The 24,917-nt window shown below is 61.9% G+C and carries 25 protein-coding genes and 1 pseudogene; 19 read left to right on the top strand and 7 right to left on the bottom strand.

What is annotated here, in order from left to right:
* The first annotated feature begins 12 nt into the window (after positions 1-12).
* Positions 13-1,248 (top strand): NAD(P)/FAD-dependent oxidoreductase, encoded by a 1,236-nt coding sequence (locus tag AC57B6_RS36195; RefSeq protein ID WP_102857488.1) that lies wholly within the window; start codon positions 13-15, stop codon positions 1,246-1,248.
* Positions 1,249-1,306: 58 nt separating this feature from the next.
* Positions 1,307-1,579, top strand: a complete 273-nt coding sequence (locus AC57B6_RS36190) for a UBP-type zinc finger domain-containing protein (protein ID WP_025495870.1) — start codon at positions 1,307-1,309, stop codon at positions 1,577-1,579.
* 51 nt (positions 1,580-1,630) lie between these two features.
* On the opposite strand, the gene AC57B6_RS36185 is transcribed toward AC57B6_RS36190, so the two are convergent.
* The 3 genes from AC57B6_RS36185 to AC57B6_RS36175 form a co-directional block, all read right to left on the bottom strand.
* Positions 1,631-4,462 (bottom strand): ATP-dependent Clp protease ATP-binding subunit, encoded by a 2,832-nt coding sequence (locus AC57B6_RS36185; RefSeq protein WP_496423121.1) that lies wholly within the window; start codon positions 4,460-4,462, stop codon positions 1,631-1,633.
* A 224-nt stretch (positions 4,463-4,686) separates the two neighbouring features.
* Positions 4,687-5,319, bottom strand: coding sequence for an Hsp20/alpha crystallin family protein (locus AC57B6_RS36180; protein WP_025495872.1), 633 nt, complete (start codon positions 5,317-5,319; stop codon positions 4,687-4,689).
* Between the two features lie 150 nt (positions 5,320-5,469).
* Positions 5,470-6,045 (bottom strand): HdeD family acid-resistance protein, encoded by a 576-nt coding sequence (locus tag AC57B6_RS36175; RefSeq protein WP_025495873.1) that lies wholly within the window; start codon positions 6,043-6,045, stop codon positions 5,470-5,472.
* A 295-nt stretch (positions 6,046-6,340) separates the two neighbouring features.
* Here AC57B6_RS36175 and AC57B6_RS36170 point away from each other — a divergent pair, with 295 nt between their 5' ends.
* The 13 genes from AC57B6_RS36170 (at position 6,341) to AC57B6_RS36110 (ending at position 18,365) form a co-directional block, all read left to right on the top strand.
* Positions 6,341-6,775: a PRC-barrel domain-containing protein gene (locus tag AC57B6_RS36170; protein WP_496423120.1), complete on the top strand. Its 435-nt coding sequence runs from the start codon at positions 6,341-6,343 to the stop codon at positions 6,773-6,775.
* Positions 6,776-6,990: 215 nt separating this feature from the next.
* On the top strand, positions 6,991-7,188 hold the full coding sequence (locus AC57B6_RS36165; protein ID WP_127837912.1) for a hypothetical protein: 198 nt from the start codon (positions 6,991-6,993) through the stop codon (positions 7,186-7,188).
* Between the two features lie 163 nt (positions 7,189-7,351).
* Positions 7,352-8,179 (top strand): AraC family transcriptional regulator, encoded by an 828-nt coding sequence (locus AC57B6_RS36160; protein ID WP_030102608.1) that lies wholly within the window; start codon positions 7,352-7,354, stop codon positions 8,177-8,179.
* Between the two features lie 373 nt (positions 8,180-8,552).
* The gene (locus AC57B6_RS36155) at positions 8,553-9,767 is read left to right on the top strand and encodes an alkene reductase (RefSeq protein ID WP_025495877.1); all 1,215 of its coding nucleotides are present in this window, start codon (positions 8,553-8,555) and stop codon (positions 9,765-9,767) included.
* 458 nt (positions 9,768-10,225) lie between these two features.
* The gene (locus AC57B6_RS36150; RefSeq protein WP_030102609.1) at positions 10,226-11,467 is read left to right on the top strand and encodes an MFS transporter; all 1,242 of its coding nucleotides are present in this window, start codon (positions 10,226-10,228) and stop codon (positions 11,465-11,467) included.
* A gap of 126 nt (positions 11,468-11,593) precedes the next feature.
* Entirely contained in the window at positions 11,594-12,523 is a 930-nt protein-coding gene (locus tag AC57B6_RS36145; RefSeq protein ID WP_030102610.1) for a LysR family transcriptional regulator, read from the top strand.
* Between the two features lie 124 nt (positions 12,524-12,647).
* A complete protein-coding gene (locus tag AC57B6_RS36140) occupies positions 12,648-13,142 on the top strand; it encodes a cupin domain-containing protein (RefSeq protein ID WP_046565812.1) in 495 nt (164 codons plus the stop codon).
* A 34-nt stretch (positions 13,143-13,176) separates the two neighbouring features.
* Positions 13,177-14,196, top strand: coding sequence for a hydroxyquinol 1,2-dioxygenase (locus AC57B6_RS36135; RefSeq protein ID WP_496423119.1), 1,020 nt, complete (start codon positions 13,177-13,179; stop codon positions 14,194-14,196).
* Positions 14,197-14,228: 32 nt separating this feature from the next.
* Positions 14,229-15,695: an aldehyde dehydrogenase family protein gene (locus AC57B6_RS36130; RefSeq protein ID WP_496423118.1), complete on the top strand. Its 1,467-nt coding sequence runs from the start codon at positions 14,229-14,231 to the stop codon at positions 15,693-15,695.
* A gap of 7 nt (positions 15,696-15,702) precedes the next feature.
* Positions 15,703-16,770, top strand: coding sequence for a maleylacetate reductase (locus AC57B6_RS36125; RefSeq protein WP_496423117.1), 1,068 nt, complete (start codon positions 15,703-15,705; stop codon positions 16,768-16,770).
* Between the two features lie 60 nt (positions 16,771-16,830).
* A complete protein-coding gene (locus AC57B6_RS36120) occupies positions 16,831-17,703 on the top strand; it encodes an intradiol ring-cleavage dioxygenase (protein ID WP_496423157.1) in 873 nt (290 codons plus the stop codon).
* Positions 17,704-17,708: 5 nt separating this feature from the next.
* On the top strand, positions 17,709-18,020 hold the full coding sequence (locus AC57B6_RS36115) for a YciI family protein (RefSeq protein WP_025495899.1): 312 nt from the start codon (positions 17,709-17,711) through the stop codon (positions 18,018-18,020).
* Positions 18,021-18,023: 3 nt separating this feature from the next.
* Positions 18,024-18,365 carry a Rieske (2Fe-2S) protein gene (locus tag AC57B6_RS36110; RefSeq protein ID WP_496423116.1) on the top strand — a complete coding sequence of 114 codons (342 nt, stop codon included), beginning with the start codon at positions 18,024-18,026 and terminating at the stop codon, positions 18,363-18,365.
* Positions 18,366-18,501: 136 nt separating this feature from the next.
* Here AC57B6_RS36110 and AC57B6_RS36105 read toward each other — a convergent pair whose 3' ends face one another.
* Positions 18,502-18,891: a response regulator gene (locus AC57B6_RS36105; RefSeq protein WP_496423115.1), complete on the bottom strand. Its 390-nt coding sequence runs from the start codon at positions 18,889-18,891 to the stop codon at positions 18,502-18,504.
* A 154-nt stretch (positions 18,892-19,045) separates the two neighbouring features.
* Between AC57B6_RS36105 and AC57B6_RS36100 the strand changes: the two genes are divergently transcribed.
* The 4 genes from AC57B6_RS36100 (at position 19,046) to trpS (ending at position 21,546) form a co-directional block, all read left to right on the top strand.
* On the top strand, positions 19,046-19,318 hold the full coding sequence (locus AC57B6_RS36100) for a hypothetical protein (protein ID WP_030102617.1): 273 nt from the start codon (positions 19,046-19,048) through the stop codon (positions 19,316-19,318).
* A gap of 141 nt (positions 19,319-19,459) precedes the next feature.
* Entirely contained in the window at positions 19,460-19,798 is a 339-nt protein-coding gene (locus AC57B6_RS36095; RefSeq protein ID WP_025495895.1) for a hypothetical protein, read from the top strand.
* A 96-nt stretch (positions 19,799-19,894) separates the two neighbouring features.
* Positions 19,895-20,266, top strand: a complete 372-nt coding sequence (locus tag AC57B6_RS36090) for a lysozyme inhibitor LprI family protein (RefSeq protein ID WP_496423114.1) — start codon at positions 19,895-19,897, stop codon at positions 20,264-20,266.
* 263 nt (positions 20,267-20,529) lie between these two features.
* Positions 20,530-21,546: a tryptophan--tRNA ligase gene (gene trpS, locus AC57B6_RS36085; protein ID WP_496423113.1), complete on the top strand. Its 1,017-nt coding sequence runs from the start codon at positions 20,530-20,532 to the stop codon at positions 21,544-21,546.
* Positions 21,547-21,570: 24 nt separating this feature from the next.
* On the opposite strand, the gene fusA is transcribed toward trpS, so the two are convergent.
* The 3 genes and pseudogenes from fusA to AC57B6_RS36070 form a co-directional block, all read right to left on the bottom strand.
* Complete coding sequence (gene fusA, locus AC57B6_RS36080; protein ID WP_496423112.1) at positions 21,571-23,622, bottom strand: elongation factor G; 2,052 nt, start codon at positions 23,620-23,622, stop codon at positions 21,571-21,573.
* 86 nt (positions 23,623-23,708) lie between these two features.
* Positions 23,709-23,916 (bottom strand): annotated as a pseudogene (locus tag AC57B6_RS36075) (isochorismatase family protein); the annotation flags it as partial.
* Entirely contained in the window at positions 23,895-24,836 is a 942-nt protein-coding gene (locus AC57B6_RS36070; protein ID WP_025495891.1) for a LysR family transcriptional regulator, read from the bottom strand. The gene AC57B6_RS36070 and the pseudogene AC57B6_RS36075, both read right to left, overlap by 22 nt.
* Positions 24,837-24,917 lie beyond the last annotated feature (81 nt).

Here is a 24,917-nt window from a genome sequence, read left to right as displayed (position 1 = left end):
GATAGCATATTCATGGTCAGGATCTATGGACGCATGCGCAGCGCGAATGGCTATGCGATACGCGACTTCCTGCATCGCTGCGACATACCGTTCGAATGGATCGAGCTGGGCAGCGATAAGGAAGCGAAGGAACTGGCGCACGTGCAGCATCTTTCCGATTCGCGCCTGCCGGTCTGCGTTTTCCACGACGGAACGCGGCTCGAATGTCCCACCGTCCGGCAAATCACAGAGAAGCTCGGCTGGTTTGCGAGCCCATCCCGTGAGGCCTACGATCTGGCGATTTACGGCGCTGGACCGGCAGGGCTGAGCGCGGCGGTGTACGGTGCGTCGGAGGGGCTGCACACCGTACTGGTGGAGCGTTTGGCACTGGGCGGCCAGGCCGGCAGCAGTTCGAAAATCGAGAACTATCTGGGCTTTCCGCAGGGCGTGAGCGGCGCGGAGCTCGCTGAACGGGCGCGCGCCCAGGCAGTCAAGTTCGGCGCCGAAATCCTGCTGGCTCGCGCCGGCGTGCGCGCGGAATTTCTGCCCGGGCAGGGCATCGTGTATCTGGAAGACGGCACACGTATCACGGCGCGCACGTCTATCTGCGCGACCGGCGTGGCTTATCGCACGCTAGGCCTGGCGGATGAAGAGCGTTTTCTCGGCGCCGGCCTCTATTACGGCGCCGGCGCGAGCGAGGCCGCGCTGATCCATGGCGAAGACGTCTATGTGGTGGGCGGCGGCAATTCGGCGGGACAGGCAGCCATGCATTTTTCGCAGTCCGCCAACCGCGTCTATATGCTGGTGCGTGACGCATCGCTTAAGAACACGTTGTCCCAATACCTGGTGGATCGCATCACGTCGGCGCCGAACATTGAAGTGCGCACGTGCACGGAAGTTACCGCGCTCGCAGGCAGTGACGTGTTGCAGGAGATCACGCTGACCGATCTGCGCACCGGCCGGCAACGCACAATAGGAACGAACTGGCTTTTCGTCTGCATTGGCGGTGTGCCGCAGACCGAATGGGCGCAGGAGGTTGGCATCGTGCGCGATGAAGGCGGCTATCTCGTGACCGGTCCCGACCTGCAGGATTATCGGGCGAACCTGAAGTGGCCGCTCGAACGCGCGCCGCTGCATCTGGAAACCTGTGTGCCTGGCGTATTCGCCGCGGGCGATGTGCGCCACGCGTCGATCAAACGCGTGGCGTCGGCGGTCGGCGAGGGTGCGATGGCTGTGGCGCTGGTGCATCGCTATCTGACTAGCGCTTGAGCGCAAGCGCAATCTTGATCCGCGCACGTCTGCGCGCACCTGTCCGAGGAGTACGATGATGACCCCTGGTTGCACGCACCTGGGCGCGGCCCGCATTCTCCACACGTCCATAAACTATTGCGAGGACTGCGTGAAGCTTGGCCAGCCGTGGGTGCATTTGAGGCTCTGTCTTTCGTGTGGATACGTCGGCTGTTGCGATTCGTCGCCCAACCGGCATGCAAGCAGGCATTTTCACGCGACCGGCCATCCGCTGGTGCGTTCAATCGAGCCCGGCGAAACGTGGATCTGGTGCTATCGCGACGAGATCGTCGCCGGTGAACTCGAATCCTGACGGCGCCGCCCCGCACGTGCGGGCGGCGCCGCGTTCTTCACCATGCCGGCGTCACGCATGCGCCGGCTCCGATGCCTCGCTGGGCGCCTCTGTTGTCAGCGATGCTCCTTTCTGCACGCGCACAGAGTGCGTACCCGGGTCGTAGGTCATTGTGACCTTGTCGCCGTCGCGCACGTCGCCTCCCAACAGCGCGTCGGCGAGTTGCGATTCCACTTCGAGGCGGATCTTGCGCTTGAGCATCCGCGCGCCGAACTCGGGGTCATAGCCGATCTGCGCCAGGTGATCGCGCAACCCGTCGTCGAACGAAAGGTCAATGCCTTGGGCCAGCGCCGTACGCCGTACGCGCGCAAGTTGCAGATCGACGATGGTGCGAATCTGCTCCTTGCCGAGCGCACGAAACACGACCACCTCGTCGACGCGATTGAGAAACTCCGGCCTGAAATGGTGCCGCAGGATCTCCATCAACCGGTCGCGCAACTCAGGATAGTCGAGCTGCTTCGAGTCGGCTTTCATGTTGTCCTGGATCAGTTGTGAGCCGATGTTGCTGGTCGCGATGATGATCGTATTGGTGAAATCCACCAGGCGCCCCTTGCCGTCGGTGAGCCGCCCTTCGTCGAACAGCTGCAGCAAGAGGTTGTGCACTTCCGAGTGCGCCTTTTCGATTTCGTCGAGCAGCACCACGCAATATGGCCTGCGCCGCACGCGCTCGGTGAGTTGTCCGCCTTCTTCGTAGCCGACATATCCGGGTGGCGCGCCAACCAGCCGCGCCACCGTATGACGCTCGGAATACTCGCTCATGTCGATGCGTACCAGCGCGTTTTCGTCGCCGAACACCGAAGCGGCCAGCGCCTTCGCGAGTTCGGTTTTCCCCACACCCGTAGGTCCCAGAAAGAGGAAACTCGCGGTCGGCTTGCCGGCCTCCGTCAAACCGGCGCGCGAAAGCCGCACCGCTTTGGCGACCGCGGAGACGGCCGCATCCTGGCCGACCACGCGCTCCTTCAGGCGGTCTTCCAGCCGCAACAGTTTTTCCCGGTCTTCGGCAGTCAGTTCGGATACCGGTACGCCCGTGAGCGACGAAACGATCTGCGCAATATCTTCCGCCGTCACTTCCTGCGAGTGGGTGCCGCGTTCCTTCTTCCACGTTTCAGTCGTTTCATGCAACCGTTTCTGTTCCGCGACGAGCCGCTCTTCCAGCTCCTTGGCTTTATCGAATTGCTTTGCAGCGCTGGCTGAGTCCTGTTCCTGCCTGATGCGGCGGATGCTCGCCTCGATGTCGTGCAATGGCTGCGGACGCGAATTCGATGAAATGCGCACGCGGGCGGCGGCCTGATCGAGCAAGTCGATTGCCTTATCGGGTAAAAAACGCGCGGCGATGTAGCGGTCCGATAGTCTTGCCGCGGCAGCGATCGCCTCTTCACTGATTTTCACCTTGTGATGCGCTTCCAGCCGGTCACGCAGGCCACGCAGAATCTCGATCGTTTCCTCGACGCTGGGTTCAGGCACCATGACGGGCTGAAAACGCCGCTCCAATGCCGAGTCTTTTTCAATGTACTTCTGGTATTCGTTCAACGTGGTCGCACCCACGAGGTGCAGTTCACCGCGAGCGAGCGCGGGCTTGAAGACATTGCCGATATCGAGGCCGCCTTCGCCGCCGCCCTGGCCTGCGCCGACAATCGTATGCAGTTCATCGATGAACACCACCAGACGGTCCTGGTTTTCGATGATCTCATCCAGCACCTGCTTGACGCGTTCCTCGAACTCGCCACGATACTTCGCACCTGCCACGACGCTATTGATATTCAGTTCGACCACGCGCTTGCCGCGCAGCACTTCCGGCACCTGGTCCTGAGCAATGCGTTGCGCGAGGCCCTCGACGATAGCGGTCTTGCCGACACCGGGTTCGCCAATCAGCACCGGATTGTTCTTGCGCCGCCGCGCGAGCACTTCAATGGTGGTTTCGATTTCCCTGTCACGGCCGATCACCGGGTCGAGCTTGCTTTGACGCGCAAGCGCGCTGAGATCGCGCGCGTACTTATCGAGCGTGGGCGTGGTGGAGCGGTCCTCCATCTTGCCGTCTTCGGCGCCCTTGCCGACCACCTTGACGGCCTTTTGCCGCAGCGATTGCGGCGACAGTCCGAGCTTGCGCAGCAATTCGCCGGCAAAGCCGTCTTCTTCCTCGACGAGCCCAATCAGAATGTGCTCTGGTCCGACATAGCTGTGACCCAGTTCGAGCGACGACTTCAACGCATTTTCCAGCGTACTCTTGGCGCGTGGCGACACGCCGATCTGCTCGTTGTCAGCCGGCCCCTTGCGGGTGCCGCGCGGCGCGGTCTGATCGATGGTTTTCCTGATCTCTTCGGGATCGAGCTTGAATTCACGCAGGATTTCCTGCACCACGTTGTTATCGGTGAGCGCTAGCAACAGGTGTTCCGTATCGACTTCGTTCTTGCCATATTCGACCGCTGCCTGCGCCGCGGCCTGCAGGCGGTCCAGACCGCTCTGGCTCAGGTACGTCTGCAGGTCCACCGCTTCACGGGCCCGGCGATGCCGGCGTGGGCGGCCGCCTGGCTGTCCGCCCGCTGATTCGCCCATTTGCCCGTTACCGGCGCCTGTGCCCTGACTCGCGCCGCCTGGTTGTCCAGGCGTGCGTCCGATGCGTGACCGGCTGCCGCGGCCGCTTTCCATCTGTGGCCACATGTCATCGAACAGACTGTCGAACAGTCCCCCGTGAAAGAGGGACTCGAGCGGCGACAGGCGGCGCTGATTGCGCGCCATGAACTCCATGTAGTGCTCATCGCACAGCATGAGCTGACGGCGTTGGCCGTTTTCGGTGATCGTGATCTGCGAGGTTGCGGGCCTTCCACAAACACTGCACTCGGCCATGATGAACTCCTTTTCGTCCGCGAGGGCATTGCTTCCCGGGGCGGGTAATGGGTGGGTGGAAATATCTGTTCCGCTGCTTATGCCGAGGTCGCCGTGTTTGCGCGCTGGGCTCGCTGCACTCGAAACGTGGCATAACGTCCGCTTGCGGCGTGAGCCTAATCACCCGGACTGCGGAAGCGGACGAGTTGTTTCACGGTAGGCTCGAGCGCGGAGTTAGGACGGTGCTATTTGATCTCGATGCGCCGCTTCGCTGACGGTTCTCCGGCCGCTTTGGGCACGCGCAGCGTCAGCATGCCGTTTTCAAATCTGGCTTCTGCCCGGTCGAGATCGATGCCCGCGGGCAGCGGCACCGCGCGCTGAAAGTGTCCAAACGACCGCTCGACCCGATAGCATCCCTGTTCTTCGCTGGTCGATTCGAAGCGCTTGTCGCCGCTGACGATCAGCATGTCGTCAATCACTTCGAGTTCGATGTCGTCGCGGGTCATGCCCGGCAATTCGGCGACGATACGCAGCGCATCACCTTCGTCCGTGACGTCGATTCGCGGTTGAAACTCGCTCGCGCTGAAGTCGCCGAACCAGCTTCCAAGTGGCCCGCGGCCGCCGAACGGATCGCGGATCAATTCGGCGAACAGATGAATCGGATCAGGTAGCGGCCAACTGGCGGGCGCAAGGGGTACCGGTGCAGCCGCCGCCATCGGTGCCCCGTTACCCGTTTGCGTGCCGCCCGACGGCTGCCCGTTTTTCGGGGCGTTTTGCTGACCGGTGCGCGACGCATCGGCGCGGCTGGATGCGCTTTGTTGCGCGGGGTGCGAGCGTAAGAACCGGAACGGATTCCATTTGTCGAGATCCAGAGGCATGTGATTCTCCTTACGTGAGATACGCCAGTGCCAGACCTGAGGTTTGACCACTTGAGTTGACGGGTGGTCCATTCGACCTCCGGATGCGAGCGGCGCGGGTCTGGCCGCGGGCTTGATCCTGTAACCCGCGAGTGCCCGTGAGCGGTGTGCTTACGGATGCAGCGGCGCGTGTGGCTCGTCGATCGGGCCGCCGTGGTGCCAGGCACGCGCAGTGATGCCGAGTACGAACAGCAGTGCTCCCGTGAACAACGCGTACACGCCGATCAGCCACACGAGCGCTAATGCGCCGGCGCCCGGAAAGAGCAGCACGAAAATACCGAACATGACGGACAGCACTCCGGTCAGCACCAGCATCCACGCATTGCGCAGGCGCCTGTGCAGCCGCGTTGCTGCGATCAGATCGAAAACGCCGGTGAGAATCGCGTTTGCGCCGATCACGGCGACCAGCACGAGCGCGGTAATGCCCGGCACCAGGATGGCTATCGCACCGGCGCCGATGCTGCAGATCCCGAGCAGCAAGGGCACCCACCAGCCGCCGTGCGTTGCGCGGTAGCGGATGGCCGCACCGATCGCGACAATGCCGCCGGCGATTGCGTAGGCGCTGAAGAGGGTGATAAGCAGTAGCAGAGTGAGACCAGGCCAGAATAGCGCCAGAATGCCGAACAGCAGCGCAACCGTGCCGCGCAGAATGAGCATCCACCAAGCGCGTCCAAGCAGTTCATCCATGTGGGACTCCAAGCTGTACCGTCAGGTGATCAGCTATAGTCTAGGCACTACGCATCTGCGATTCTTTCGCGTTTCTGCCATGCGTTTCGCGATTCTGCGTTCATTCAGTGCGCGTGCTGAATGGCATCCAGACTGGCATTCCAGACGCATCAAAATAACCCGATCCATCGCCGCTTTTTTATAGCGCCTCGCCGTGAGGCGTTCTAACATGAATTTACGCCGCGCACGGTCTGGCGTTAGCCCGATCATTGCTGGCCCGGTGTCGTACCGTCAACGTCAGAACGAAGGGAATCTCATGAAAGCGAATCTGCTTGTATGCTTGCTTGCGTCGTCGCTCGCACTTGCTCCAGACGCGCGCGCCCAGGTGGCCGGCGCCCAGCCGCTTGGTGTCAGCGTGGAAGAGTCGGCCGCGATCGTGGCGGGCTGGAGCGTGAGAAAGTCGATCATGGACAAGCCGGTCTTCAACGAGAAGGGTGAACGTGTCGGCGTCATTCATGACATTATCGTGGCACCGGACCGATCGGTATCGTTTGCAATCGTCGCCGCAAATCAGTTTTTGGGGGTGTCACATCACGACGTGGCCATCCCGATCGAGCAGCTCGATTTTTCCGAGGGCAAACTGGTGCTTGCCGGTGCGACGAAAGATGCGATCAAGGCGCTGCCCGAGTTTCAATACACAAAGGTGCGCGCGACACCTAAGCCGAGGTCCGACTACAGCGAGCATCACTGATATCTGTCCTCGATCGTCCGTGATCGATGCATTTGACGCGCGGCACGTTCACTCCACGGGCAGCGCCGTTTAGTGCGCCACCGCGCGTGACTATTCTTCATGTCGCACGCTTGCCGCCTGCTCTTCGGGCGACGTTCTTAACCAGCGCCGGTGCAACGCACGTCGCGTGCGACAGGTTGAAGCGGCAATTCATCTCTGAGCCCGCATACCGGGTCGTGATCGCGATGATCGGCAGGCTCCATTCGAGCGCGAAGCTTTACCGCAGCAACGTCCAGTCGATGTTCCCGGATCGCGGACACGAGTGCGGTGCATACGACGAACCTGACTGCTTGCTGACGCTGCGCAATATCCGGCGTAAGCGTCAGCTTGCAGAAAGCCTTCAGGAACCCTGGGTTGCGTTGAGTCCCGGCTAATAGCGTGTCGAGCGTCGCCCCAGGTTGTCCGGCAATTTAGCTTGGCAGCAACGCCGTCAACGTGGTCGGAATTGCCTGGGCCCATATTACGAATCCGCCTTAAGCAGCCCTGAATTCGACGTAAACTTAGGCATGCGACGAGACGAGGAAACCTCTGCTCACCATGAAGCAAGAAACAGGATCGACCCCGAAACACGGGTTACGCTGCCAGGCAATGAACGCTGCTGTCGCCGATGGCGGCCTGCATCTGGTGCAGGGACTTCGGCTCGTCATGCCGACAGGTGGCACCGTTGTGCAGGCTGCGGGCTGCGACGACCTCGGAACGAGTCATGTCATCCTGATAGGTGCACCATTCGTCGCAGTTATTCCGGCGGGGGCGCAGTTGGCCACAGTCGCTGACGGCGATCCCTCAGGATGGGTTATCGCACTCAAAGCGGGCGTACTTGGGCAAGTCTCGCAAGAAGCGTTTGACGCGGTCCCGAAATGGTCCAGGTCCTGGGATCCATTCCTGCGCGAGGCGGCGGACACCCTGGCTGCCTTGCATCATGCGGATCTGATCGACGCGGCCTGCGCCGACGCTTTTGCAGATGTCATCTCGGTGCACATCGCTCTGCGCCGCGGGCACTGTGCTGGTGCGGCCGAGCCGGACATGCCTCTTACGCGTCAACTGCTGACTCGCATTGAAGCTTTCGTTCATGAGCACATAGCCGAAACCATTCTGGTCGAGCAACTCGCAGTGCTGGTGCACATGAGTGCATCAAACTTCGCGCGTGTTTTCAAAACGGCGACAGGTACGCCGCCCCATCTGTACGTGACCCTCGAACGGGTGAAATTTGCGAGGACGATGTTGTGCGAGGAGACCATTCCGCTCGTCGACGTTGGCGCACGCGCGGGGTTTCAGACCCAGCAGCACTTCACCGAAGTGTTTCATCGGTACACCGGTGCGACGCCGCGCGCATTCCGGCTTGCCCACCGGAACGTCGGTAGCTGATTCATTTGGCGAAACTGCGAGCAAAACAATGACCGCGGGACTGGCGCGCACGCGATCAGATCAGAGCGATACGAGTATCGCGAAGTTGATACTGCCGGGGGTTGATCAGAACAATGATTCCGACACTTTGACTTTGCCCCCGTTTGACGAATCCCGGAGCCAAGGGCATGACGGGCCGCATCGAAGCCGATGGAGCGATGCGCCGGGTGAGCGCAGGATCCTGACATGTCCGGGCAGAAACCGGAAAGAAGCGCAACCGGGTCTTGGCTAGACTGGGCGGAAACCGGGATTCTGCCGATGCGATCGACACCGACGCGGCTAAGCGGCTATGCGATGCTTTTCGGTCCCGGTCGAAACCATAAGGAGGGAATTTATGCCTGATACGGAAATCGCGCCCGGGGAAGCCGGGCAGCACGAGGAACAAAGCCCGCTGCGCAAGCTCTTCGAACCCCTGAAGGTGGGACCGTACAACCTGCGTCATCGTGTCGTGATGGCGCCGCTGACGCGTTCGCGTGCGAGCCAGCCAGGCAACATACCGTCGCAGCTCAACGCCTGCTATTACGCGCAGCGCGCAGCGGCCGCGCTCATCATCAGCGAGGCGACGCAGGTGTCGATGCAAGGGCAGGGCTACGCATGGACGCCTGGAATTCATAGTCGCGAGCAGGTCCAGGGCTGGCGGCTCGTGGCGGACACCGTGCACGAGGCGGGTGGCTTGATGTTCATGCAGCTATGGCACGTCGGACGTATATCGCATCCCTCCTTGCAACCCGACGAAATGCTGCCCGTTGCGCCGTCCGCGATCCGGCCAGAAGCGGAGGCCTTCATCGAGAACGAGCGCGGCGAAGGCGTCCTCGCGCCCTGCATCGCGCCTCGTGCGCTGCAGGGTGAAGAGATGCCGTATCTCGTGCGCCAATACTTCCGGGGTGCGCGAAACGCGAAGGCTGCCGGTATGGACGGCGTCGAAGTGCACGGAGCAAACGGGTATCTGCTCGATCAGTTTCTGTTGTCCGGCACGAACCGCCGCACGGACGAATACGGCGGATCGAGCGAGCGTCGGGCCAAGCTGCTGTTCGAGGTGATCGAAACGGTTTGCGAAGTGTGGGGGCCGGAAAAGGTCGGCGTACGGCTCTCGCCTCTCGGCACCTTCAACGACATGCATGACGACGATGCCGAGGCGACCTTTTCTTACGTCATCGAGAAGCTCAACCAATACGGGCTGGCTTATTTGCACATCGTCAATCCCACGCTCGCGGCGACCGGTGAGGATGTCGCTTTCATGGAGCGCGCGACACGCATGAACGAGATGATACGGCGCACTTATCGCGGTGTGCTGATGGTCGCGGGGGGCTTCGACGCCGGCAGTGCCGAAAGATGGCTCGAGGACGGCAACGCGGACCTGATCGCCTTCGGACGCCTGTTCATCGCCAATCCCGACCTGCCGGAACGCTTCCGGTCGCACGCTCCGCTCAATTCGCCGGATCCGTCCACGTTCTATGGAGGCGGCGAGCGAGGATATACCGACTATCCGTCGCTCGCACAGGAGCGCGGGGAGGCGCCACGGTCCGTCATCGACGGGCGTTGGAGATAGCCTGTCGCCGGCCGGCGCGCTCGCTGGCGTCACACGACGGTTTGCGATGGCCGCCGCGCCGGCGGCCGATCGCGCTGTGAGGATCACGATGGTTGTCAGTACCTGCCGTGTCGTTGCAGACGGCAGCCGCGCGCGCGTCTACGAGGGAATCCCCTGGGACTGCCCATACCGCGTGGTTCCCTTGCCTTCCATATCGCGCTGCGCTTTCCCGTAGACGCTTCCCGCTTGCCGACGCTGATTATTCGTCTTTCGCGAATGAGGCGTTCGCCCGTTCCCCAATACCGAGTTGTGCTTCTTGCACCTATCTTTGGGGCGTCGCCGGGTGACATTCGAAAGAATGTCGCGAATCAAAGCGATGCCCCCATCCTTCGCGACCGAGGTCGCACAAAAAGATTGGAGTTGGACCGTGCGCTAACGCTTCGGCGCGCACAGGTGAGCCAACGTCAACGGAGACGGAAATGAATGCAGACAAGTGGGATACTTCCTACGAATGGAAAGCGGTCACGCTACTCGCGCTCGGCTTCGGCCTGGTTGGACTGGACCGCTGGCTTATCGCGCCACTTTTTCCATCCATCATGAAGGACCTCAATCTGAATGCCCAGGACGTCGGTAACTGCATTGGCGTGCTTGGTCTTTCGTGGGGTGTCTTCGCCGCATTGATGGGCGGCATCTCGGACAAGATAGGGCGCCGGAAGGTACTCATCCCGGCAATCCTCGCGTTCTCGCTCCTCTCCGGCTTCTCGGGGCTCGCTGGCGGGTTGTTCAGCCTGATAGCGATTCGCGGCTTGATGGGGGTCGCCGAAGGTTCCTTCTGCCCCACGAGTTTCGCGGCCACTGCCGATGCATCGCACCCACGCAGACGCGGTTTGAATCTCGGCCTCCAGCAAAGCGGGTTCGCGCTTTTCGGATTGGCGCTTGCGCCCATCATCGCGACGCAGTTGCTGGGCTTCGTCACATGGCGGTGGGTGTTCGCTCTCGTGGCCATCCCGGGGCTGATACTCGGTCTGATCATGTTCTATGTGATTCGCGAACCGAGGGTAACGCCGAAGGTCGCCGCCGAGGAAACTCCGGCTTCGCTCCGTCACGTCCTGAAGAGCAGGAACATTCTCGTGGCGATGGGCGCACTCTGCTGCGCGATGACGGGCGTCTTTGTCCTTGGCGCGCTACTGCCTTTGTATCTCACCGGATATCTTCTGCTCGACACGCAGCGGATGGGACTCGTCGTCTCCGCCATTGGCTTCGGCGGGTTTCTCGGTCAGTTTGGCTTGCCAGGCCTGTCTGACATTGTTGGACGCCGCCTCGCGAGCATCGCGGGTTTTGCGGGGACCGCCGCGATGCTCTACATCTTCCGCGGTCTCGGTCCCCAACCGCTGCCGCTGTTTGCCGTCCTGTTCGCGGCTTCCTTCTTCACGCTGGGTCTGGTGTCGTTACTCTCCGGGCCGGTCGCGACTGAGGCCGCTCCGGTGGGGCTCGTGTCGACGTCGATCGGTGTCGTGGTCGGTGTAGGTGAAATTTTCGGCGGCGGCATCGCGCCCGCCCTGGGCGGCTACGTGGCAGCTCACTTCGGGATTCAGAACATTCTCTGGTTGCCGATGTGCGCCGTAGTGCTGGGCATCGTGGTCAGCGTGCTGCTCAAGGAGACCGCGCCCGCCGTCCTGCAGCGCCGTCAGCCCGTGCGTGCGGAGCTGGAAAGGACCTGAGAGGGGTGTCTCGATACGCGTGCCCGAGAGGTAGGATTATTGATGAAGCCACAACGTTCCACGTGATGCACAGCGGGTCCTCCGTCCATATACACTGACGCATTTGCTGACGATGGAAGGGTGCGTATGGACCGGTTTCTGAGCATCGAAGCGTTCGTGCGGGTCGCGGAAGCGAGCAGCTTCGCTGAGGCGGCGAGGCAGCTTGGCGTGACCAGTTCAGTGGTGACGAACCGTATTCAGCAACTGGAGAAATTCGTCAATGCGCCTCTCTTTCACCGAAGCACGCGCCACGTGCGTCTGTCGGAGGTGGGGGAGGCCTTCTATCGCGAGTGTGCCGAGGTAGTGGGTCGGGTCAATGAGCTAACCGACCAGATGCGCGAGCTTCGTGCAACGCCTACCGGCCGCCTTCGCATCCAGATGCTGCCGGGATTCGCGCTGGGTCATTTTGGTATCCCGATGGCTGAGTTCAACCGGCGTTACCCCGGCATCCAGCTTGACGTGATAGTCAACGACCGCGTTGTCGACCCGATTGAAGAAGGGTTTGACATCGCATTCCAGATATTCCCCGCGATTTCGGAATCGCTCATCGAGCGGCGCCTTTTCACCGTGCGCCGTCTGTTCTGCGCCGCCCCGGCGTACATCGCCGAACATGGTGCGCCGCAGCACCCACGGGACTTGTTGCAGCACACAACGGCGCTCTACTCGGGATACCCCTCACGCAACCGCTGGACGCTAACCCGCGGAGAAGAGGTTGTCGAGATGGAGCTGCCGGGCATGATCCGCTCAAACTCGGTTCATCTGCTTCGCGATTACGCGCTGACTGGCGGCGGGGTCGTGTGCCTGCCGACGCTGGTCGCCAGCGCTTCGCTCCTCGACGGCTCTCTGGTGCCGATCCTGACGGAGTACCAGCTGTCGCCTCTGAGCTTCGCAGCGGTCTATCCCGCCACGCAGCGACAGGCCCTAAAGGTCAAGGCGCTAGTGGAGTTTCTCGTGGAGTATCTCGGCCCCGAACCTGCCTGGGACCTGCCTTTGCTTGAGCGCGGCTGGGTCTGCTAACGAAGGAACGAAGCCGATTATTCGCGAAGCGCAAATGCCATAGTCGTCGTCCAGCAGGTTGTTGCCGTCGCCGCCGGCTCCTAAAGTTGAAGCTAACGCAAGCTTCCAACAACAGGAGACAGCAATGACCGATACGGCGTTCCACACCGTCTTTGGCTCGCTCGAGAGCTACCGCAAGGGCGAAATCGAAATCACGAGCGGAAGCGCTCGCCACTATGCCTTCTCGAACATCTTCGAGGTGGCTTCGCAGTCGACCCCGTACGAAAAGGTCGTGGTCGGCAAAAACCTTGAATACGTCATCGAAGTGCTGCGGACCGAGGGCCGTTCCGCATGGTTCGCCTGTGCGCACGACGAGTTCGCCATTCTGATGGATGGTGAGGTTCAAATCGACTTCATCAAGCTCGACACGCCACCTGCCGCGGGGCAAGGGACGATTCACGCCGGAGAGGCACCCGCGGGCCGTGCAATGGGACACGTGGTGCTGCGTAAAGGACATCAGGCCATGTTGCCGGCCGGCTGCGCGTATCGGTTCAGCGCGCGCCAGGCTGGCGTCGCGATCGTGCAGACCATGCTGGGCGAACTATCAGTGCAGAAGTGGGCAGACGTCTGCCTGCACTGACATCCACGCATCGAACATTCTTAGGAGACACGCTATGGCCACCCTCGAAACCAACGACCACGCCCTCGGTTTTGCCGCGGACACGGTGCGCTCGACCGAGCCCGATAAGGTCACCGGTTACCGGCGCTTCACGCTCGGCGCGTTCGAATTTCAACGCGATGAGTATTTTGTGAAAATCAACTGGCCGGCGAAAGGCCAGACGCGCACGCACGCCGTTCCCGCCGATGCATTCCTGCGCGCGATGATGCGTGATGTCGCGTGGGGATTTTTCTATGGCTGGGTGAATTTCGACCACGTGTTCGGCACGCGCAATCACTACGGCAAGGTCGATGTCTATGCCGGCACGTTCAACGGGATCATGAAAGACGCCGGGGTCGACTACACCGAGACCTTCGAAACGCCGACCATCATGGCCACTTTCAAAGCCATGCTGCACGACTGGACCAACGAGGGTTTCGACCCGTTCGCGGCGCCCGAGGAAACCGGAACGGCGTTCGGCCGCAAACATGGCGACAACGGCGCGGCGATCGAACGGACTCGCATCGCCACTCGCAGAATGCCGGGCCTTGCAGGCGATTCGCCTTTGCGCGATGACTTGCCGGTCAATCGGGCCTTCCTCGATGTCGTACAGGACGAGCCCGAAGTTCACGCCGAGCCGGGCTTCGAGGGCGAGCTGCACGCGTTCAATCTCTTCAAGTATCTGTCGCGCTCCGACGTGACCTGGAATCCGTCCGTCACCTCCGTGTGCGGTCGCAGCCTGTTCTGTCCAACGACCGAGGAATTCATTCTGCCGGTGTTCCATGGGAACGACCGGGTCGAATGGTTCCTGCAACTGTCCGACGAGATCGTCTGGGACGTGGGCGACAAGAATACCGGCGCGCCGCGCGCACGCATCACGATGCGTGCCGGTGACATCTGCGCGATGCCGGCCGACATTCGCCATCAGGGGTATTCGACAAAACGCTCGATGCTGCTGGTCTGGGAGAACGCGACCCCGGATCTTCCGCAGCGATACGAGAGCGGCGAGTTCGCGCCGTACCCGATTGAATTTTGAGCAGAGAACCGGCAACAATCCGAGGACGATTCATGCAAACCCAACTCTTCATCGACGGCCGCTTTGTCGATGCCGTCGACGGCGGCACTATCGACGTACTCAATCCTCACGATGGCTCGCTCATCACGAAGATTGCAGCGGCAAACGCGGCAGACGTCGACCTCGCCGTCGAGGCCGCCACCCGTGCATTCCCGAAATGGTCCGCCATGGCGGCAGCGGAACGCGGACGCTTGCTGTTGCGCCTCGCCGATGCTATCGAGTCGAACGCGGAGGAGCTTGCGCAACTGGAATCGCTGGACACAGGTCATCCGATTCGCGACTCGCGGGGGCTTGACGTGCCACGCACGGCGGCCTGCTTTCGCTATTTCGGCGGCATGGCCGACAAGCTGCAAGGTTCTGTTATTCCTGTCGAGACCGGCTTTCTGAACTATGTGCAGCGCGCGCCGATCGGCGTCGTTGGACAGATTGTGCCGTGGAATTTTCCGCTCATGTTCACGAGCTGGAAAATGGGGCCCGCCCTCGCAGCGGGGAACACCGTGGTGCTTAAGCCGTCGGAAATCACGCCGCTCTCGACTTTGCGCATCGTCGAGCTCATGGCGGAGGTCGGGTTTCCCGCGGGCGTGGTGAACATCGTTCCCGGGTATGGCCATACGGCCGGTCAGCGGCTTGCGGAGCACCCGGGCGTTGGCAAGATTGCTTTCACGGGTTCCACTGCGACGGGGCGGCGCATTGTCGAAGCCTCGCAGCGCAACCTGAAACGTATTCAGCTGGAGTTGGGCGGCAAGGGCGCCAACATCGTCTTCGACGATGCCGACCTGGATGCCGCAATCAACGGCGCTGCGTGGGCGATCTTTCATAACCAGGGGCAAGCCTGCATTGCCGGTTCGCGGCTGATTCTGCACGAACGCATTGCGGATGCGTTTCTCGAACGCTTCGTCGCGCTGGCTGCATCCATCCGGATTGGCAACCCGCTCGACCCGGATACGGAAATGGGGCCGCTCACCTCGCTGCAACACCTCGAGCGCGTGCTTGCCTTCGCTGACATTGCACGCGAGCAGGGCGGGCGCGTACTGACGGGTGCGAGCGCACCGCAGGACGCCGCGCTCGCGAACGGTTACTACGTGCGGCCAACGGTCATCGAGGCGAAGACGGCCAACGACCGCATCGCGCAGGAAGAGGTATTCGGTCCGTTCGTTACCGTACTGCGATTCAGTAGCGACGAAGAGGCTCTCTCCATCGCGAACGGTACCGAGTATGGACTCGGGAGTGGGCTATGGACTCGCGATCTGTCGCGTGCGCACAAGACTGCCTCGCAAATCCGGGCAGGCATGTGCTGGATAAACTGCTACAAGCGGGTCAATCCAGGCAGCCCGTTCGGTGGCGTTGGGCAGTCCGGATACGGTCGGGAAATGGGTTTCGAGGCGATGCGCGACTACACCGAGGCACGCTCGGTATGGGTCAACGTCGACGGCAACGTGCCGCCGCATTTCAGGCGCTGAGGTTTGCATGGAACGCTTTGTCTACCAGGGCACGCCCTCTCGCGTGGTTTTCGAGTGCGGTGCGCTCGCGCAGCTACCCGAAGAGCTGGCGAGGCTCGGCGTGCGGCGCGCGCTGATCTTGTCGACACCTGAACAGCGTAACCTCGCTGACCGGGTGAAAGACATCCTTGGGGAGCGTGCCGCCGGCGTGTGTGCTCAAGCGGTCATGCATGTGCCCGTCGAGGTAGCACGAGCGGCGTGTGAGATGGCGACGGCGCTCGAGGCGGACTGTTGTGTCGCGATCGGAGGAGGCTCCACGATCGGGCTGGGGAAAGCGATAGCGCTTGAGTCGTCACTGCCAATTATCGCCGTGCCGACAACCTATGCGGGCTCGGAGATGACGCCTATCTTTGGCCTGACAGAGGGACGCCTGAAGCGAACCGGACGCGATGCGCGCGTGTTGCCACGTACCGTGTTGTACGACGCGAACTTGACGCTTTCATTGCCGGCGGAGATTTCCGCGGCATCCGGAATCAACGCGATGGCGCACGCCGTCGAGGCGCTGTATGCAGAGGATGCGAATCCGATAACCAGCCTGATGGCGGAAGAGTCGATACGCGCTCTCGGCGAGGCGTTGCCGGTAATCGTGCGTACGCCGGGCGACGCGGGGATGCGGAGCCGCGCATTGTATGGGGCGTGGCTTGCCGGGACATGTCTTGGTGCCGTCGGGATGGCACTGCATCACAAGCTTTGCCATACGTTGGGCGGCACATTCAATTTGCCGCACGCGCAAACGCATGCGGCTATGCTTCCTCACACGGCGCACTACAACCACCGTGCGGCGCCCGAGGCCTTGCGGAAAGTAGCGAGAGCGCTTGGCGGCGCCGAAGCCGCCGAGGCGGGCCGGCTGCTATTCGAGTTGAATCGGAAACTGGGGATGGCGGTGGCGCTGGTAGATCTCGGCTTGCCGGCAAGCGGTCTCGACGAGGCTGCTGAGCTGGCGTGCAAGAACCCCTATGCCAATCCCCGTCCTGTTGAGCGCGAAGCAATTCGTCAACTGTTGCAGGATGCCTGGGAAGGGCGGTCGCCACGTTGAGTCTAAAGAGCGGGGCAGAGGGAGGAAGACATGATGGAGGGAGACATGGTGGAGACAGACATGACAACTGAATCTCAACAGAGCGACAGCGGATTGACCGAACAGGTCGTTGCCAGCTTTGAAGGCACGCCGGACGAACGCTTGCGCACCTTGATGCAGAGTCTGGTCCGGCACCTTCATGCGTTCGTGCATGAGGTGGAACCGACTGAAGCGGAGTGGATGGGCGCGATTCGCTTTCTCACCGAGACCGGCAAGATGTGTGATGACCTGGTTCGCCAGGAGTTTATCCTTCTGTCGGACACGCTCGGCGTTTCGATGCTCGTCGACGCCATCAATCACCGTTATGCGACAGGGGCGACAGACACGACCGTGTTTGGTCCGTTCTACATCAAGGGAATGCCTGAGCGCACGTATGGCGAGAACATGGCACTCACGCCCGGCACACCGGTCGTCGTGCGAGGGCGCGTACTGGATACTGACGGGGAGCCGGTAGCGGACGCGGTTCTCGACGTCTGGCAGACGGCGGAGAACGGCATGTATTCCGGTCAGGACACCGCGCAGCCCCACGGCAATCTTCGAGGACGCTATCGAACCGACGCCGAAGGACGCTACGCAATTGTTACGATCCTGCCCGTCAGCTATCCCATTCCGACCGATGGTCCGGTTGGCAAAATGCTCGGCGCAACCGGCAGACACCCATGGCGACCCGCGCATCTGCATTTCATGATTGACGCGCCGGGGCATCGCAAGCTCGTTACCCATCTGTTTGACGAGGCCGACCCATTCTTGAAGTCGGACGCGGTTTTCGGTGTCAAACCTTCGCTAATGGTCGCATACTGGGAACGTCCCGCGAACGATGATTTGGCGCGGCAGTTCAACCTGGCCGGCCCGTACCGCGAAGCGTGCTACGACTTTGTCCTCGACCGGAGCTGAACAACATGGCCCGTTTTTTCGCCGTATTCGCAACCGACAAACCGGACATGCGAGAAGTCCGTGAACGGGTTCGCCCGAACCATCGAACCTATTTGCGAAGCGCGGCGCAGCACGGCGTGTTTGTGCGTCTCGGCGGCCCCACGTTAGCGCCGCATTGCGATGCGATGAACGGCACGTTGCTGGTGATCGAGGCAGACGATATCGATGCCGTCATGAAGTTTGTCGGCAACGACCCCTACATGAAGGAGGGTCTATTCGCGCGGGTGGAAGTTCGCCCTTGGGACTGGAGCCTCGGCAATCCCGAGCGGCGGGTGTAAGCAATGAGTGTGAGTCGATTGTGCCGGTTCGTCGACGTCCCCGATGGCGGCGCGCACGTCGTCGACGGCGACCGTGCAGCGCATTCCGTGGTGGTCGTACGGCGTGGGCAGCAGGTGTGGGCTTACGTGAATCGTTGTCCGCACTTTTCGGTTCCCCTCGATTTCGAGCCTGGCATCGTGTCCTGTTACAGGGCACAGGTGCTGATGTGTGCACACCATAGCGCGCTCTTCAGGTTCGACGATGGCCGATGCATTGAAGGACCCTGTGAAGGTGCCGCCTTGGAGGCCGTGCCGGTCGACCTCGACGGGGACGAATGGGTCGTGCTCGGTCAATGTCCGCGATAGGCAGCGCGACCTCGATCACCGTCGACTACAGCGAGGGTACGCAGGCAGCGCACCGCGCGGGCATTGTCTGGCGCGGCATATCCGCGACTTCCGGCTCTTGCAGGCGAGCATATCGGCGGCCTTCGCAACCTCTCGGCTACGTGGCCCCGCCGCGCTGGGATTGCCGATGCTTGACGTTATCCGCCAGCAGCCGCCGCATGGTGGCCAGTAAGATTACCCCGTCTACAGGCTTGCGAAGAAACCCATCGTAACTAACGAAGGCGGGCGGGCTGGGTTCTCCGGAAATCAGTATGAAAGCAACATCGGCCAGGCCGGGGAGCGTGCGTAGCCGGTGGCATAGTTCGCTCCCCGACATCACCGGCATACGCCAGTCCGCAACCACGATATCGACAGGGGAGTCGATGAACATTGCCAATGCCGATTGGCCGTCGCTCGCGCTTCTGACTTCGAATCCGTCTGCGATGCAGCACGCCTCCCATGCCGCAAGGGCTTCCATGTCGTCATCTACCAGCAGCACGCTTGCCATACCCAGATTTCCGAGTGACCAGTTCTTCTTTGGCAGCTCGATACGGGCTAAAGTTTCACGCAACCCACGCAGCGTGCGCGGGACAACACCGTGGCGGTTCAGCGAAACGCCTCACTTGCGCTAGACTTGTCCGAGCAACCGCAAGGAGACCTGGATGATACGCAAGACGCTCAATGCCTCGCAGCTTCAGCAGGAGGTCAACCGGCGAATCCACCGACTGCAGGAAATCGTCGAGGATGGTGTCAAGATTCGTGTGCCGCGGCCGCAGTTGCAAGAGGCCGACAAGACGGGCTGCAACTGGACGATGACCCACTTCGGCAACGCGGCCGGCTTCGAGCGCGACATCGAGGGTGTGCTGAAGGCTATGCGTGCGGAATACAATCTTGCTACCGAAGTGAAAGACACCGGTAACCCGTTTGGGGACTGACCGCATGCCGCTCGACATGGCCGGCAAGTGACGAATGGACCTTTGGATTCAGCCCTGCGCGCCGTGCGCCGACCTATGCGGCAAGCCGGCAAATGAGCCTGCGCATAACATCAGCAGTTGTTCAACGCGTTGGAGAAAGACATGACGAACGCATCGGGCGCGAATACTAACCAGCAGGCACCCCTGTCCGAGGCGTTGCGGACGTTGGCCGCATATCTCGAGTTGTCGCTCGACGCGGGCGCCGCCCTGGTCGTAATGCGCCACACGAGCGAAACCGCCACGCTGTATCTGGGTGACGCAGCAGGCACGCGAGAAGATCTGAAGCGCTGCGGCACGGTTGCCGCATCGCTTGCCAACGAAATGCTCGACATGACGCAAGCGGGTGCGAACCTGATCGAAGTCGAGGGCAAAATCTACCGATTCTTCCGCAGCTTTGCGGAAATCGAAGGCGCTGCCGCAGTCGTATTTTCTTCGACTTAGCGCAACAGCACCGTCAAACTGCCGCCTTTGGCTGCATTGGAAACCCTCGTATGCGTCCTTGGCGCTTCTCCAGGAACTCTCTGCTGATGAACGACGATGAATGAACCGCGCAATCACCGCATGGGCCGTCGCCTGCGCCTTGCCTTGATAACAGCGATTGCGCTCGGCTCAGTATCTGGATACGCGGCGAGCTTCGACTGCAATCGCGCGCGTTTGCCGGACGAAAAAGCAATATGCGCATCCCGGCAACTCAGCGAACTGGACGTTGAAATGTCCGTGCGCTTCCAGATGATGATGGGTCTCGTCGCCATGGGTGCGCGCGGGGACATGGGGGAAGAGCAGCAGGCCTGGTTGAGCGCGAGAAGGAAATGCGCGGCGAATCAGACTTGCCTGCTTGCCGCGTACCGGCAACGAATCCAGACGCTAAAGAACGAGTACGCCCAACTGGCTAGCCGCGGGCCATTTTAAAAGCCGGCGCGGCGGGCGCGTGCAACGGCACGGCAGATGATGAGCGCGTCGGCGGGCCTGCTATTGACGATCCGTCACGCTGCTGCGCTATACTGTTTTCATGGAAACGAACCCGACCTCGCTGACTCTGTATTGCTGGTGGCGCGCCTAACCCAGGCGGCCCGTTTCCGTACGTATATCTACAACGTGATGCCGCCAGTCCTGGCGGCATTTTCGTTTTCGCGCGCGCATGGCTGGCGGTGTCCTCAAACACTGAGCTCACCATGTCACATGCAAAGCAGTCGGTTATCCTCACTGGCGACCGCACAACCGGTCCGCTGCACCTTGGCCACTACATTGGATCGCTGCGCTCGCGCGTGCAGCTCCAGCACGAAGCGCAGCAGTTCCTCCTGCTAGCCGATGCGCAGGCCATGACCGACAACGTCGGCCGGCACCAGAAGGTCACGGAAAACGTCATCGAGGTGGCGCTCGACTATCTCGCCGTCGGTATCGACCCTGCCAAATCAACCATCGTCGTCCAGTCGCAGGTGCCGGAGCTCGCGGAACTGACTCAGTACCTGCTCAATCTCGTGACAGTCGCGCGCCTCGAACGCAACCCGACCATCAAGGCGGAAATCGTGCTTCGCGGTTTCGAACGGGATATTCCCGCGGGCTTTCTGACCTATCCGGTCAGCCAGGCCGCCGACATCACGGCATTCAAGGCGACACGCGTGCCCGTCGGCGACGATCAGTTGCCGATGATCGAACAAACCAATGAACTGGTGCGCCGTTTCAACAACACGGTCGATTGGCAGGTGCTGGTGGAGTGCGAAGCCGTTCTCTCGCAGGTGGCGCGGCTACCCGGCATCGACGGCAGAGCCAAGATGAGCAAGTCACTGGGTAACGCCATTGCGCTGGGTGCGAGCCCGGATGAAATCACCCGGGCCGTGAACGACATGTACACCGACCCGAACCATCTGCGCGTCAGCGATCCGGGGCAGGTTGAAGGCAACGTTGTGTTCGCGTTCCTCGATGCGTTCGAGCCGGACGTACCGATGGTCGACGAACTGAAAGCGCACTACCGCCGCGGCGGTCTTGGCGACAGTGCGGTCAAGCGTCTGCTCAACGACCGCCTGCAAGCGATGCTCGCACCGATCCGGGAGCGCCGCCGCGAGTTCGCAACCGACCGTGCGGAGGTGCTGAACGTTTTGCGGCGCGGGACGATGCGTGCGCGAGAGGTGGCAGGCGCGACGGTGTCCGAGGTGAAAAGCGCGCTCGGCCTGAACTACTTCCAGGACTGAGCGGCAGGCGTTTGCGGTGACCATTCATGGCGCCGCGTCGTCGCCCTGTTTTTTATACTGCGACGCCATCCGTTCCTGTTGAGCGGGGGACACCGGATCGTAATGGCTGAGCTGGATAGTGTAGTGACCGTGGCCGCCGGCAATCGCATTCAGACGCGACTGATAGTCGTTGAGTTCGGACAAGGGCACCTGGCCCGCAACCACCACGGCATTGCCGGCGGCCGTGCGTGTGCCATGCACCTGCCCACGCTTGGCGGACAGGTCGCCAATGATGTCGCCCATCGCGGTTTCCGGTGTCATCACCTCGATGTCCACGATGGGTTCGAGCAGCACGGGCCGTGCCTTCAGCACCGCGTCGATGAAGGCCTTGCGGCCGGCGGAAACGAAGGCCACTTCCTTCGAGTCGACCGGATGGCTCTTGCCGTCAAAGACGGTGACGCGCACGTCCTGCATCGGGAAGCCGGCCAGCGGGCCGCTGTCGATGACCTGCAGCACGCCTTTCTCCACGGCTGGCATGAACTGGCCGGGAATCGCGCCGCCCTTGACGGCGTCGACGAATTCGAAACCCGCTCCGCGCGGCAGCGGCTCGACGCGCAACATCACTTCGCCGAATTGCCCGGCGCCGCCGGTTTGCTTCTTGTGACGGCAATGTCCCTCGGCTTTGGTGCCGATCGTTTCCCGATAGGCGATCTTCGGCGGCCGCGTCACGACCTCGAGCTTGTACTGCTCGGCTAGCCGTTCCAGCATCACGCGCAAGTGCAACTCGCCGAGCCCTCGCACCACGGTTTCGTTGGTGCTGTCCGGGTGGTCGATGATCAGGCAAGGGTCTTCCGCGCTCAGCTTTTGCAGGACTTCCCAGAGGCGCTGCTCGTTGCCGCGGCGCGCCGGTTCGATTGCCAGACCGTAGATAGGGGTGGGAAAGTCGAGCGGGCTCAGGTGAATGTTGCCGTCTTCGGCGGCGTCGTGCAGCACGGCATCGAAGCCGATTTCGTCGACCTTGGCAGTGGCGCAGATATCGCCCGGACCGGCCTGCGGGACGTCCACGTGTTCCTTGCCCTGCAGCATCATGAGATGGGCGACCCTGAACGGCTGGCGCCCATCGCCGATATAAAGCTGGCTGTCGCGCCTGATTGTGCCCTGATGCACGCGAAATACGGCCATCTTGCCGATATAAGGGTCGACGACGATCTTGAAGACATGGGCGAGGACATGCTTGTCAGGTGCCGGTTCGGCACGTGCGACTTGCTGGCGGCCGCCGGCATCGCGATAGTAGAGCGGCGGGTTGCCTTCCATCGGATTGGGCAGCAGCCGGACGAACACGTCGAGCAATTCCGCAATGCCCGCGCCGTTAGCCGCCGACGTAAAACAAACCGGCACCAGGTGACCTTCGCGCAGCGCCCGTTCGAAGGGTTCGTGCAACTGCTCGGGGCTGATGGCTTCGCCTTGTTCCAGGTAAAGCTCCATCAAGGCGGGGTCGATCTCGACCACCTGATCGACCAGCGCCGTGTGCGCAGCGTCAACGGAAAGGAAATCGGCTTCGCCGGCCGGGTTGAAAAAACAGTCCACCACCTGGTGGCCGCGCTGCGCGGGCAGATTGATGGGCAGACATTCCTTGCCGAAGGCCTCCTGGATTTGCGTCAGGAGCGCCGGGAGATCGACCTTTTCGCCATCGATGCCATTCACGACGATCATTCTGCACAGCTTGCGTTCCTGCGCCCACGCCATCATGCGGCGGGTGGTCATTTCGATGCCGGTCTGGGCATTGATGACAATGGCGGCCGTCTCAACGGCAGGCAGGGCACTGATCGACAGCCCGGAAAAATCCGCGTAGCCCGGCGTATCGAGCAGATAAATACGGGTATCCAGGTAGTGCAGGTGGGCGAGGGCGGAACTCAGCGAGTGGTGGTATTTGCGTTCGAGCGGGTCGAAATCGCACACCGTAGTGCCGCGCTCCACGCTGCCGGGCGTGTGTATTGCGCCGCCGCGGTGCAGCAGCGCTTCGATCAGGGATGTCTTGCCGCATCCAGCATGCCCGACCAGGGCGATGGTGCGGATGGCCTCGGGGCTGTAGCGCATGGCTGCCCTCGTCCAGTAGTGGATGTGGGGCCATTATTGGCGAAAACCGACCGGTGTGCCATACGGGGCGATCGTTCCCATTGCCGTTATGGCCGTGCGCCAGATCGCTCTGAACGGTGTGCCGCGCGGACGTGGCGGTGCCCGCGCGTGTCAGCGTGGCGGCGTAAGGCGCGGTGATGCTCGCGGGCGGCGCATGCGTTCGCAGCGACCGCGACTTCAAGTCCCCGCAGGTACCGCATCGCGCGCCGCGCCGGCAACACAGGCATGGGTCATCAGCCCGGCACGGAGGATGCTCCGTGTGCGCTACGGGCGGCTTTCGTGGCAACCTGCCGAAGCCCCTGCGCTAACGCCACAAACTGCATCGCGCGCGCGTTGGCGTCGCCACGGCGGTGCACAATGTACAACGTCGTGGTGGTGTCGGTCTCGTCCAGCTGTCTGAACACCACCCCCGGCAGCGCGATGGCCTGCAGCGTAGACGGTACGAGTGCAATGCCGAGCCCGGTCGCGGTCAACCCGATCAGCGTGGAAGCCTGCTGCGCCTCCTGGACCACCTGAGGTTCGAACCCGCGCTTCGCGCACAACGCGACCGTCTTTTCATAGACCGCGACGCCAGCTTGCCGCGGATAGGCGATGAACGGTTCGTCGCGCAGATCCTTAAGCTTGATCGATGACGCCTTGGCGAGCCGATGACGGGCATGCATGGCGAGCACGAGCGGCTCTTCCATCAGCGGCGTGAACACCAGATCGGCAGGGGGCACGCTTTCGGGCATCCGCAACAGGCCGACATCGATTTCGCGCTGCTCGACTGCCTCGATCTGCCGGGACGAGGACAACTCCAGCAGCGTGATGTTGACCTTCGGACGTTGCGTCCGGTACGCGTGAATCAGCTTGGGGAAAAACGGCGACAGTGTCGATGCGTTGGTAAAGCCGACCCGCAGCCGCCCAACGTCGCCGCTCACGGTTTCCCAGACGCTTTCCTTCGCGTGTTCGATGCGCGCGAGAATCGCCCGTGCGTCGTCCAGCAACGCCAACCCCGCCTCGGTCAGCGCGACGGAGCGGCGCGTGCGGTGGAAGAGCCGCGCACCCAGATCAGTCTCCAGCGACTGGATCGCGAGACTCAAGGGCGCCTGCGTAATGCCCAGCCGCTCGGCGCTGCGGCGGAAATGCAGCTCCTGCGCCAGCACCACGAAAAACTCCAGATGACGGATATTCATTGATTTGCTCTGTAAATCAATAACCTTGATTTGGAGAATAAATCAAAACTGTTTCCCGGGCGATACTGTCTTCCACCTACA

It is taken from the genome of Paraburkholderia sp. BGA-UO-ETr-F12 (assembly GCF_059567945.1).
Note: the sequence above shows the minus strand (reverse complement) of the source record. Positions and strands in the feature narration are given on the sequence as shown.